Annotated in this window: 10 protein-coding genes; 9 read left to right on the forward strand and 1 reads right to left on the reverse strand. The window is 63.5% G+C overall.

The features are described from left to right. Window positions 1–2 precede the first annotated feature (2 nt). The 8 genes from pcsA (at window position 3) to JET14_RS09725 (ending at window position 9,564) form a co-directional block, all read left to right on the forward strand. On the forward strand, window positions 3–752 hold the full coding sequence (gene pcsA / locus JET14_RS09690) for a phosphatidylcholine synthase (protein ID WP_200337826.1): 750 nt from the start codon (window positions 3–5) through the stop codon (window positions 750–752). Window positions 753–934: 182 nt separating this feature from the next. After that, entirely contained in the window at window positions 935–2,515 is a 1,581-nt protein-coding gene (locus JET14_RS09695; RefSeq protein WP_200337827.1) for an ABC transporter ATP-binding protein, read from the forward strand. Then, window positions 2,505–3,593, forward strand: a complete 1,089-nt coding sequence (locus JET14_RS09700; RefSeq protein ID WP_200337828.1) for an ABC transporter permease — start codon at window positions 2,505–2,507, stop codon at window positions 3,591–3,593. The genes JET14_RS09695 and JET14_RS09700 overlap by 11 nt, the downstream gene beginning before the upstream one ends. Beyond that, window positions 3,590–4,507 (forward strand): ABC transporter permease, encoded by a 918-nt coding sequence (locus tag JET14_RS09705; RefSeq protein ID WP_200337829.1) that lies wholly within the window; start codon window positions 3,590–3,592, stop codon window positions 4,505–4,507. Before JET14_RS09700 ends, JET14_RS09705 begins: the two co-directional genes overlap by 4 nt. 45 nt (window positions 4,508–4,552) lie before the next feature. Further along, window positions 4,553–5,629 (forward strand): BMP family ABC transporter substrate-binding protein, encoded by a 1,077-nt coding sequence (locus JET14_RS09710; RefSeq protein WP_200337830.1) that lies wholly within the window; start codon window positions 4,553–4,555, stop codon window positions 5,627–5,629. Between the two features lie 157 nt (window positions 5,630–5,786). Beyond that, complete coding sequence (gene glmU, locus JET14_RS09715) at window positions 5,787–7,148, forward strand: bifunctional UDP-N-acetylglucosamine diphosphorylase/glucosamine-1-phosphate N-acetyltransferase GlmU (protein ID WP_200337831.1); 1,362 nt, start codon at window positions 5,787–5,789, stop codon at window positions 7,146–7,148. A gap of 24 nt (window positions 7,149–7,172) precedes the next feature. Then, window positions 7,173–9,002, forward strand: coding sequence for a glutamine--fructose-6-phosphate transaminase (isomerizing) (gene glmS / locus JET14_RS09720; RefSeq protein ID WP_200337832.1), 1,830 nt, complete (start codon window positions 7,173–7,175; stop codon window positions 9,000–9,002). A gap of 61 nt (window positions 9,003–9,063) precedes the next feature. Then, the gene (locus JET14_RS09725) at window positions 9,064–9,564 is read left to right on the forward strand and encodes a GNAT family N-acetyltransferase (protein WP_200337833.1); all 501 of its coding nucleotides are present in this window, start codon (window positions 9,064–9,066) and stop codon (window positions 9,562–9,564) included. A 7-nt stretch (window positions 9,565–9,571) separates the two neighbouring features. Here the strand turns inward: JET14_RS09725 and recG are convergent, their stop codons facing one another. Continuing rightward, window positions 9,572–11,671: an ATP-dependent DNA helicase RecG gene (recG, locus tag JET14_RS09730; protein WP_200337834.1), complete on the reverse strand. Its 2,100-nt coding sequence runs from the start codon at window positions 11,669–11,671 to the stop codon at window positions 9,572–9,574. A gap of 93 nt (window positions 11,672–11,764) precedes the next feature. Here recG and JET14_RS09735 point away from each other — a divergent pair, with 93 nt between their 5' ends. Next, window positions 11,765–12,067 (forward strand): succinate dehydrogenase assembly factor 2, encoded by a 303-nt coding sequence (locus JET14_RS09735; protein ID WP_200337835.1) that lies wholly within the window; start codon window positions 11,765–11,767, stop codon window positions 12,065–12,067. Window position 12,068: the final 1 nt, after the last annotated feature.

The raw sequence follows: 12,068 nt of genomic DNA on the forward strand, positions 1-12,068 counted from the left end.
GAATGGGTTTATTCAGTCGGCGCAGAGTACCTTACGCGGAGATCCGGGCGTTTTCCGTCCATATCCTGACGGCATCGGGCTCGTTTCTGGCTTTCCTCGGAGTGGTCGCCGCCGCGGAAGGGCGATTCGTCGCGATGTTCTGGTGGCTTGCCGCCGCACTTCTGGTCGATGGCATTGATGGACCGATTGCGCGCCGCCTCAAGGTCAGCGAAGTGCTGCCGACCTGGTCGGGCGTCATGCTCGACAACATCATCGACTATGTCACCTATGTGCTGCTGCCGGCCTTCGCGCTCTACCAGTCGCACATGATCGGCGAGCCGATGTCCTTCGTTGCAGCGGCGCTGATCGTTGTTTCCAGTGCCATTTATTATGCCGACAGCGGCATGAAGACCGATGAGAACTTCTTCTCCGGCTTTCCCGTCGTCTGGAACATGGTCGTCTTCTCCTTCTTCGTCATCCAGCCATCCTCGCTTCTGGCCATGGCCATCGTTCTCGTCTCGGTGGCGCTCACCTTCGCTCCGGTCAACTTCCTGCATCCGGTCCGGGTCAAACGGCTGCGGCCGCTCAATCTCGGCGTCTTCGCGGTCTGGTGTGTCACCGGCTTCATCGCGCTTCTCGCCCGGTTCGATGCGCCGGTCTTCATCGAGGCTCTGTTCGTCGCAAGCGGCGTGTATCTTTATCTCATCGGAATGGTGCTTCAGTTTCTGCCGAAGCTCGGCTCACGAGCGGCCGAGACCCGGGCCGAGTTTTGACGGGGCCGCCGCTTAGTTGAATAAAGTCTTTGGGAAACCGGCAAAAGTCATTGCGTTTCAATGAGGGTTCGTGCTTCATTTATACGCAATACGGGGGAAGTTCTATTTTTTAGTCAATTTCCGGGGCATGATGCGTGCGGCAGGACCCGGTATGCGTTTTCGGGTGAAGACCGGAGGGCAGTTTGAACCAAAACAATAATCAGGCGGGCGGATCGCTCCTGTCCGTCCGGGGTCTGACGAAATATTTCGGTACCTTTGCTGCCTGCGACGGCATCGATCTCAACGTCGACAAGGGCGAAATTCACGCTTTGCTCGGCGAAAACGGCGCCGGCAAATCCACACTGGTGAAGATGCTGTTCGGGGTGCTGGAGCCCTCCGAAGGCGAAATCCTGTGGGAGGGCAAGCCGCAGCGCATCGAGGCGCCGGCTTCCGCGCGCAAGATCGGCATCGGCATGGTGTTCCAGCATTTTTCGCTGTTCGAGGCGCTGACGGTCGCCGAAAACATCGCGCTGTCGCTCGATCCGGGCATTTCGCTTGCGAAGATCGCGGAAGAATCACGCAGGCTCTCGGTCGAGTACGGCCTGCCGCTCGACCCGCGCGCCCATGTGGCCGATCTCTCGGTCGGCGAGCGCCAGCGAATCGAGATCGTGCGCGCGCTGCTGCAGAACCCGAGCCTGATCATCCTCGACGAACCGACATCGGTGCTGACCCCGCAGGAGGCGGACCGGCTGTTCGAGACGCTCGCCAAGCTGAAGGCGGAGGGACGGTCGGTTCTCTACATCTCCCACCGGCTGGAGGAAGTGCAGCGCATCTGTGACAAGGCGACCGTGCTGCGCCACGGCAAGGTGACGGGCGACTGCAATCCGCGCAACGAGACGGCGTCCTCGCTGGCCCGCATGATGGTCGGCGGCGAAGTATCCGAGATCACCCGGCCGGAAGCGATGACGGCCGGCAGGGTCCTGCTTGAGGCAAAGGGGCTGACCGCGCCGGCGCGCACCCCGTTCTCAACGGCGTTGAAGAACATCTATCTCGAGGTCAAGGCCGGAGAGGTCCTGGCGATCGCGGGGGTGGCGGGCAACGGCCAGTCGGAACTGTTCGACGCGCTTTCGGGCGAATATCCGGTGGACGACAACATTTCCATCCAGATCGACGGCCAGCCTGTCGGCGCCAAGGGCATCAACGCCCGGCGAAAGCTCGGCGCGGGGTTCGTTCCCGAGGAGCGACACGGACATGCCGCGGTGACCGGCATGACGCTTTCGGAAAACCTTATCCTTGCGCGCAATCAGGCCGAATCGGAGACCTTTCTGGCCGGCGGTCCGCTGAGGGTCATCCGCCGCGCTGTCGCACGCGCAAGAACCGGCGAAATCGCCGGCTTCATGGATGTGCGCAAGAGCGGCGAGAACCCGGCGGCGGGCTCGCTTTCCGGCGGCAATCTGCAGAAATTCATCGTCGGGCGCGAGCTTGACCGCAAGCCCAAGGTCATCATCGTCAACCAGCCGACCTGGGGCGTGGATGCCGGCGCTGCGGCCCATATCCGCCAGTCGCTCGTCGATCTCGCGAAATCGGGCTCCGCCGTGCTGGTCATCTCGCAGGACCTTGACGAGATCTTCGAGATCGCGACAAGGATCGCCGTCATTTCCGAGGGGCGGCTTTCCGACAGCCATCCGGCCGAGACGATGACGCGCGAGCGGATCGGGTTGTTGATGGGCGGCATCCATGGCGAGGATGCGGGCAAGGATGTGGAGACCGCCGATGCGCATTGAACTTGAACGGCGCGCCGACAGTTCGCCGCTGTTTTCGCTGCTTTCGCCGCTGATCGCCTTCGGCCTGACCGTGTTTTTCGGCGCGATCATGTTCGCGCTTCTGGGCAAGGACCCGATCGAGGCGCTCTACAGCTTCTTCATCGAGCCGCTGTTTGACATCTGGTCGCTGCATGAACTGATGATCAAGGCTGCGCCGCTGATCATGATCGCGGTCGGGCTCACGGTCTGCTACCGCTCCAACATCTGGAACATCGGCGCGGAGGGCCAGTTCACCGTCGGCGCCATCGTCGGCTCCATCGTGCCGGTCTATTTCTACGAATGGTCGTCGCCGCTGCTGCTGCCGATCATGCTGGTGATGGGCGCCGTCGGCGGCGCGCTCTATGCCGGCATTCCAGCGCTGTTGAAGAACTATTTCAACACCAACGAGATCCTGACCTCGCTGATGCTCGTCTATGTCGCCCAGCTTTTCCTCGACTGGCTGGTGCGCGGCGCCTGGCGCAATCCGCAGGGCTTCAACTTTCCGCAGACGCGCGAATTCGTCGATGCCGCCATGCTGCCCGAAATGGTCTCGTCCGGACGCGCCCATTACGGCTTCGCTCTGGCCATCCTGGCCGCCTTCGTCGTCTGGTTCATGATGCGCTTCACGCTGAAGGGCTTCGAGGTCAACGTCATCGGCCAGTCTCAGCGGGCAGGGCGGTTCGCCGGCTTTTCGTCGCGAAAGATGGTCTGGTTCTGTTTCCTGCTCTCGGGCGGACTGGCAGGGCTTGCCGGCATCAGCGAGATTTCCGGCGCGCTCGGCTATCTCCAACCGCAGATTTCGCCCGGCTACGGTTTCACCGCCATCATCGTCGCCTTTCTCGGCCGCCTCAATCCGCTCGGCGCGATCGTTTCGGGCCTCGTGCTAGCGCTGACCTATATCGGCGGCGAGGGCGTGCAGTTCACGCTCGGCGTCTCCGACAAGGTCACCCGCGTGTTCCAGGGCATGTTGCTGTTTTTCGTTCTCTCCTGCGACACGCTGATCCTCTACAAGGTGCGGGTCATTTTCGCGGGCAAGTCGTCTGAGGGGAAAGCGTCATGATCGTCGAAGCCATTCTCCTGACCGTCATTACGGCGTCGACGCCGCTGGTTCTGGCCGCGATCGGCGAACTCGTGTGCGAACGCGCCGGCGTGCTGAACCTCGGCGTCGAAGGCATGATGGTGATGGGCGCCGTCGGCGCCTTTGCCGCCGCGCATGCCACCGGCTCGCCCTATCTCGGCATGCTGGCGGGTCTCGCCACAGGCGCGATCTTCTCGCTGCTGTTCGGCTTCCTGACGCTGACGCTGGTCGCCAACCAGGTCGCGACCGGCCTGGCGCTCACCATCCTGGGCCAGGGGCTTTCGGCAATGATCGGCGAAAGCCTTGTCGGCCGGGCGGGCGTGAAAATGCCGTCATTCGATATTCCGCTGCTTTCCGATATTCCCTTCATCGGGCCGCTTCTCTTCGATCAGGACCTGTTCTTTTACCTGTCGATCGCCATCGTCGCCGGAACCTCCTGGTTCCTGTTCAGGACGCGCAAGGGGCTTGTGCTGCGCGCCGTCGGAGACAGCCACGCCTCGGCTCACGCGCTGGGCATCAACGTCATCGGCATCCGCTATCTTGCCGTCATGTTCGGCGGCGCCTGCGCGGGCCTTGCCGGCGCGCAGCTCTCGCTGGTCTACACGCCGCAATGGACGGAGAACATGGCGGCGGGCCGGGGCTGGATCGCGCTGGCGCTGGTGGTCTTTGCCTCCTGGCGGCCCTGGGGCGTGCTGCTTGGCGGCTATCTCTTCGGCGCGGTCACCATCGGCCAGCTTCACGCCCAGGCCTTCGGCATCGCCATTCCCTCGCAGTTCCTCTCGGCGCTGCCCTATGTCGTGACCATTCTCGTCCTCGTCATCATCTCGCAGAACCGCAGGATGACGCTGATCAATACCCCGGCGGCGCTTGGCAAACCCTTTGTGCCGGACCGCTAGGCACGGTAAACTTGTCATATTCGATCAAACCGAAAGAGGTGAACGATGAAATCCCTGAAACTGACCCTCGCCGCATCCGCGGCTGCTATTGCCGGCTTCGCCGCCTCGGGTGCGAGCGCCCAGGAAGACGTGAAAGCCTGCTTCGTCTATGTCGGCTCGGCGACGGACGGCGGCTGGACCCAGGCTCACGACATTGCCCGCCAGGAGCTGGAAGACACGCTCGGCATCGAGACCGCCTATATCGAGAACGTGCCGGAAGGCCCGGACGCCGAGCGCGCGATCGAGCGCATGGCCCGCTCCGGCTGCACCATCGTCTTCACCACGTCGTTCGGCTTCATGGAGCCGACCCTGAAGGTCGCCGCCAAATATCCCGATGTCAAATTCGAACACGCGACCGGCTTCAAGACCGCCGACAATGTCGCGACCTACAATTCGCGTTTCTATGAAGGCCGCTACATCTCCGGCGTCATTGCCGGCTCGATCTCCGAGAGCGGCATCGGCGGCTATATCGGCTCCTTCCCGATCCCGGAAGTCGTCATGGGCATCGATGCCTTCCAGCTCGGCGCGCAGTCGGTCAACCCCGACTTCACGACCAAGGTCGTCTGGGCCAATACCTGGTTCGACCCGGGCCGCGAGGCCGACGCCGCCAAGGCGCTGATCGACCAGGGCGTCGACGTCCTGGCGCAGCACACCGACACGACCGCGCCGATGCAGATCGCCGCCGAGCGCGGCATCAAGGCTTTCGGCCAGGCTTCCGACATGATCGAGGCCGGTCCGGAAACCCAGCTGACGGCGATCCTCGATACCTGGGCGCCTTACTATATCAAGCGCGTCAAGGCGGTTCAGGACGGCAGCTGGACCTCGGAGCAGAGCTGGGACGGCCTGAAGGACGGGATCCTGTCCATGGCGCCCTATACCAACATGCCCGATGACGTGAAGGCTCTGGCCGAAGAGACCGAAGCCAAGATCATTTCCGGCGAACTGAAGCCGTTTACGGGCCCGGTCACGCTGCAGGACGGCACGCCGTGGCTTGCCGAAGGCGAGACCGCCGATGACGGCACGCTGCTCGGACTGAATGTTCTGGTCGAAGGTGTGGACGGCACCATTCCGAGTTCGGAGTAATCCAGGCACAACTGATACAGGAAAGGCGTCCGAAAGGGCGCCTTTTTTGTTGCAGCCCGCCTCATGCCCGAAACGGATAAACTTCATTCATAATTTTTGAATAGGTCTCGGGCACGAATCCGCTACAAGCGGTAACCGGTTCGCAGATGGAGGTTTCATGTCACGCAGCGCTCTGGCCATTGTTCTTGCCGCCGGCGACGGCACCAGGATGAAATCGGACAAGACCAAGATGCTGCATGAAGTGGCCGGCCGCGCCATGGCGGCCCATGTGGTCGACACCGTTGCACGGTCCGGCGTGGACGAGACCGTGCTCGTCGTCGGCCGCGACGGCGACAAGGTGGCGGCCGCCTGCGCTTCCGCGGACAAGACCCTGAGGACCTTCGAGCAGACTGAACGCCTCGGTACCGCCCATGCCGTGCTCGCCGCGCGCGAGGCGATTGCAGCAGGTTTTGACGACCTCATCGTGACCTATGGCGATACGCCCTTGATCACCGCCGAAACGCTCGGCCGGGCCCGCACGGCGCTGGCCGAACGCAGTGACGTGGTGGTCATCGGCTTCGAAGCCGCCGATCCGACGGGCTATGGCCGACTTCTGGTGCGCGACGGGGCGCTGACGGCAATCCGCGAGGAAAAGGATGCGAGCGCCGACGAGCGCGCGGTAACGCTCTGCAACAGCGGCCTGATGGCAATCAACGGTCGGCGCGCGCTCGAATTCCTCGATGCCATCGGCAATGACAACGCCAAGGGCGAATACTACCTGACCGACGTGGTGGAAGTGGCGCTTGCAAAGGGCGGCCGGGCGAGCGTGGTGATGGCCGACCCGCAAGAGGTGCTTGGCTGCAACAACCGCGCGGAGCTCGCGGAACTGGAACGCATCTGGCAGGCGCGCCGCCGCCGCGAACTGATGCTCTCCGGCGTCACCATGATCGCGCCGGAGACGGTGTTCCTGTCCTATGATACAGAGATCGGCCCCGACACGGTGATCGAACCCAATGTCTGGTTCGGACCGGGCGTGCGCATTGCCGCCAACGTCACCATCCATGCCTTCAGCCATATCGAAGGCGCTTCGGTCGCTTCCGGCAGCCAGGTGGGGCCGTTTGCGCGCCTCAGACCCGGCGCGGTACTGCATGACGATGCCAAGGTCGGCAATTTCTGCGAAGTGAAGAACGGCGATATCGGCGTCGGCGCCAAGGTCAACCATCTGAGCTATATCGGCGACGCCAGCATAGGCGCGAAGGCCAATATCGGCGCGGGGACGATCACCTGCAATTATGACGGCGTCAACAAGGCGCGGACCACGATCGGCGACAACGCCTTCATCGGCTCCAACTCGGCGCTGGTCGCGCCGGTTGCGATCGGCAACGGCGCTTATGTCGGTTCCGGCAGCGTGATCACCACCGATGTGCCGGACAATGCGCTGGCGATCGCGCGGGGTCGGCAGGAAAACAGGGAAGGGCGGGCCGAACTGATCCGCGCCCGCGCGCTCGCCATCAAGGCGGCGAAGCAATCAAAATCCTAGAATTTCAGCGGAGAGAACAGCGGAATGTGCGGAATTGTCGGAATTGTCGGCCGCGAGCCCGTCGCCGAGCGGCTTGTCGATGCTCTGAAACGGCTTGAATATCGCGGCTATGATTCCGCCGGCATCGCCGTCATCGAGGCTGACGGAGCGCTCTCTCGAAGGCGCGCGCCAGGCAAGCTGGAAAATCTGCGCGCCCGTCTTTCGCAAGATCCGGTCGACGGCGTGACCGGCATAGCCCACACCCGTTGGGCGACCCATGGCGTACCGAACGAGACCAATGCGCACCCGCACGTCGCCGGCGATGTCGCCGTGGTCCATAATGGCATCATCGAGAATTTCGCCGAACTGCGGGCCGAGCTTGCGGCGGACGGCGTGGTCTTCGAGACGGAGACCGACACGGAAGTCGTTGCTCGGCTGCTGGACAAGCACCGCCGTGATGGCCTTGCGCCGCGTGACGCGGTGCTCGCCATGCTGCAAAGGGTCACCGGCGCCTTCGCCCTGGTGATCCTGTTCCAGGACCGGCCGGAAACGCTCTATGTTGCCCGCTACGGTCCGCCGCTTGCCGTCGGCTACGGCGCCTCGGAAATGTATGTCGGTTCGGACGCGATCGCGCTTGCGCCCTTTGCCGCGGGAATTTCCTATCTCGAGGACGGCGACATGGCGATCGTCGATCGTGACGGCGTCGAGTTCTGCGATTTCTCCGGTGCGCCCGTTTCCCGCAAGCGTCAGCCGCTGCAGCTCGCCTCGATGCTGATCGACAAGGGCAATCACCGCCACTTCATGGAGAAGGAAATCTTCGACCAGCCGGAGGTGATCTCGCACACGCTCGGCCATTATTGCGACTTTGCCAATCAGCGCGCGCAAACGGGCGGCGACGGGATCGATTTCTCGAATGTCTCGAAGCTGGCGATCGCGGCCTGCGGCACCGCCTATCTGTCCGGCCTGATCGGCAAATACTGGATCGAGCGCTTCGCCAGGCTTCCCGTCGAGATCGACGTCGCCTCGGAATTCCGCTATCGCGAAATGCCGTTGGCGCAAGACCAACTGGCGCTGTTCATCTCCCAGTCCGGCGAGACCGCCGATACGCTCGCATCGCTGCGTTACTGCAAGGCAAACGGGGTGAAGACCGGCGCGCTTGTCAACGTCACCGGTTCGACGATTGCCCGCGAGGCCGATGCGGTCTTTCCGATTCTCGCCGGCCCGGAGATCTCGGTCGCCTCGACCAAGGCCTTTACCTGCCAGCTCGCGCTGATGGCATCGCTGGCGCTCAGGGCGGGGCACGAACGGGGAACCTTGTCGCCGGAGGAGGAGCAAACCCTCGTGCACCAGCTTTCCGAAGTGCCGCGCCTGATGAGCCGGGTGCTGCATGCGGTGCAGCCCCAGATCGAGCGCTTGGCGCGGGAACTGTCGCGCTTCCATCACGTGCTCTATCTCGGCCGCGGCACCAGCTATCCGCTGGCGCTGGAAGGCGCGCTGAAACTGAAGGAAATCACCTATATTCATGCCGAGGGCTATGCCGCGGGCGAGCTGAAGCACGGGCCGATCGCGCTGATCGACGAGAACATGCCGGTCATCGTCATCGCCCCGCATGACCGTTTCTTCGAAAAGACGGTCTCCAACATGCAGGAGGTCGCCGCCCGCGACGGCCGCATCGTCTTCATCACCGACGAGGCGGGCGCGGCGGCGTCCGACCTCAAGACCATGGAAACGATCGTGCTGCCGGACATGCCGGAATTCATCGCGCCCATGGTGTTCGCCCTGCCGATCCAGCTGCTCGCCTATCATACCGCAGTGTTCATGGGCACGGATGCCGACCAGCCGCGCAACCTCGCCAAGGCCGTGACGGTGGAGTGAGCCGGATCAAGCGACCGGGCTAGCAAATGTGATAATCTCCGCCACGAGGAGGATCACGAAGATGAAGATACGCCGTGAACAATTCAGCGATGTCCGTGCCGTGGATGCGCTTGTGCGCCGGGCCTTTTATGGGCATCCCCACAGCGACGGCAGCGAGCCGGATATCATTCGCCGCCTGAGAGGAGCAGGCGCGCTCTCGCTTGCGCTGGTGGCGGAGAAAGACGATCGGATCGTCGGTCACATCGCTTTTTCTCCGGTCGGCTTTTCCGGCGGTGCAAGGGACTGGTATGGCATTGGCCCCGTTGCCGTCGATCCGGACCATCAGAACAAGGGCATAGGCTCGGCGCTGATGCTCGGCGGGTTGGAACTCCTGAAGGATGACGGCGCGCGCGGCGCGGTTCTGGTCGGGGATCCCGGCTTCTACCATCGCTTCGGCTTCCGGGCGGAGCCCGGCATCTCGCACAAGGGCGTTCCCGCCGAAAATCTCCTCATTCTGCCGTTTGAGGACGAGATGCCGGAGGGCGAGGTGGCTTTCCACCGGGCCTTCTTCGGCGAGGTCTGACGTCGGGCTATCCGGCATTCAGGTAGCGAATCGCCTCGTCGCGACGGAAGAGATAGAGTAGCATGCGCAGGGCCTTGCCGCGTTCGCCCTGAAGCTCCGGATCCCTGTTGACCACATAGGCGGCGTCCTTGCGGGCAAGGGCCAGAATGTCGCCGTGGGCCTCCAGATGGGCGAAACGGAAACCGGGCATGCCGGACTGGCGCGTGCCGAGAAGCTCGCCCTCGCCACGCAGCCTAAGGTCCTCTTCGGCGATCCGGAACCCGTCATTGCTCTCGCGCAGGACGGAGAGCCGCGCCCGGCCGGTTTCCGACAGTGGCCCCTTGTAAAGCAGAATGCAGGACGAGGCCTCGTCGCCGCGACCGACCCGGCCGCGCAACTGGTGCAACTGGGCAAGGCCGAAGCGCTCGGCATGCTCGATGACGATGATTGTGGCGTCCGGCACATCAACGCCGACTTCCACCACCGTCGTCGCCACCAGAAGCCGGGTCTCGCCGCTCTTGAACGCCTCCATCGCCGCTTCCTTTTCGGCGGACGACATGCGGCCATGCACGAGCCCGACAGTCTCCGGCCCGAGCGCCTTTGCCAGGGTTTCCCGCCGCTCTTCCGCCGAAACCAGATCGACGGCCTCCGACTCCTCCACCAGGGGGCAGATCCAGTAGGCTTTTTTTCCTTCATTCAGCGCCTGCCGCAACCGGCCGACCACGTCGCCGATGCGCTCGGCCGGGATGGTGACCGTCTGGATCGGTTTTCGTCCCGCGGGTTTCTCCGTCAGGTTGGAGACATCCATGTCGCCGAAGGCCGCCAGCACCAGCGTGCGCGGGATCGGCGTTGCCGTCATCACCAGAAGATGCGGCGCCATGCCCTTGGCGGTGAGCTTCAGCCGCTGGTGAACGCCGAAGCGATGCTGTTCGTCGACGATCGCCAGCCTGAGGTCATGATAGCTGACATTGTCCTGAAACAATGCGTGGGTGCCGATGACGATCCGCGCCGTGCCGTCGGCGATCTCCGCCTCTATCACGCGTCGCTCGGCCGCCTTTGTCTTGCCGGTCAGAAGCTTGACCGTTACGCCCGCCTTTTCCGCCAGCGCGGCGATGCCTTCAAAATGCTGGCGCGCGAGGATCTCGGTCGGGGCCATCAGCACGGCCTGGCCGCCATCCTCCACCACCGCCAGCATCGCCAGAAGCCCGACGACCGTCTTGCCGGAGCCGACATCGCCCTGGAGCATGCGCAGCATGCGCGTTTCCTGGGCCATGTCCGCCAGGATCGCAGAGACGGCGTCTTCCTGGCCGGATGTCAGCGCGAAGGGCAGGGCGGCGCGAACCTTGCCCGAAAGCGCGTCTGTGGGATTAACCGGCCTTCCCCTGGCGCGCCGCATCCGGCTTCTCACAAGGGCGAGCGACAGCTGGCCGGCCAGAAGTTCGTCATAGGCAAGCCTGCGCCGTGCCGGGGCCTGCGGGTCAAGATCGGTCGCGTCGCGCGGGTTGTGAAGCGAAAGAAGCGCCTCCTTCAGCGCCGGAAAGCCCTGACGCCTGACGATCTCGCCATCGATCCATTCGGGAAAATCGGGGACCCGCTCATTGGCATTCTCGATTGCCCGCCGCAGAACCTTGGCCGAAAGTCCGGCCGTCATCGGGTAGACCGGCTCGCAGTCCGGCAGCGTGTCGGCCTTGTCGGCGCTCACCATGTAGTCGGGATGCACCATCGACGGCCGGCCGTTGAACCATTCGGCCCGGCCGCTGACCAGCACCGTCTCGCCGACGGGAAGCGCCTTTTCCAGCCAGTCGGCCTTGGCGCGGAAGAAGGTCAGCGTCAGTTCGCCCGTATCGTCATGGATGAACACCCTGTAAGGCGCGCTGGAGCGCGCCGGGGCCGGCTGGTGCCGGTCGACGCGGCCTTCCACCGTCACGATCGCGCCTTCGGGCAGGTGCGCGATGCCGGGTCTCAGCCGTCGGTCGATCAGCGACGTCGGCGCGTGGAACACCAGATCAATGACGCGCGCCTCGTCTTCGCGCCCTGTGAGGCGCGCGAGCAGTTTCTCAAGTTTCGGCCCGATCCCCGCAAGCGAGGTGACGGGCGCGAACAGGGGGTCGAGCAGAGCCGGGCGCATTATTCCCAATTGGACCGAAGGAAGCGCTTTGGCAAGGCTGACAAGCGCGAAACGAGCGGTTATAGAGACCAATCAACAAAGAAGGTTTTTGAAATGACCGGTCTGAAACGTTCGAGCGCCGACCTCGATCCCCGTCGCAGGCGGATCCTGTTTCGCTGCTGGCACCGCGGCATCCGCGAGATGGATCTGGTTCTCGGCCAGTTCGCCGAGGAAAATCTTGCCGACATGGATGACGAGACGCTCACTGCGCTCGAAACGATCATGGCCGAGGAAGACAATGACCTGATCAGATGGATCAACGGCGCCGAACCGGTGCCAGACCACTTGCGTATTCCGCTCTTCGAACGCATTTGCGCATACAGGCCGGATTTCGATCCGGTTGAAAAAGATATCTGAA

The organism is Martelella lutilitoris (assembly GCF_016598595.1).
GTDB classification, from domain to species: domain Bacteria; phylum Pseudomonadota; class Alphaproteobacteria; order Rhizobiales; family Rhizobiaceae; genus Martelella; species Martelella lutilitoris_A.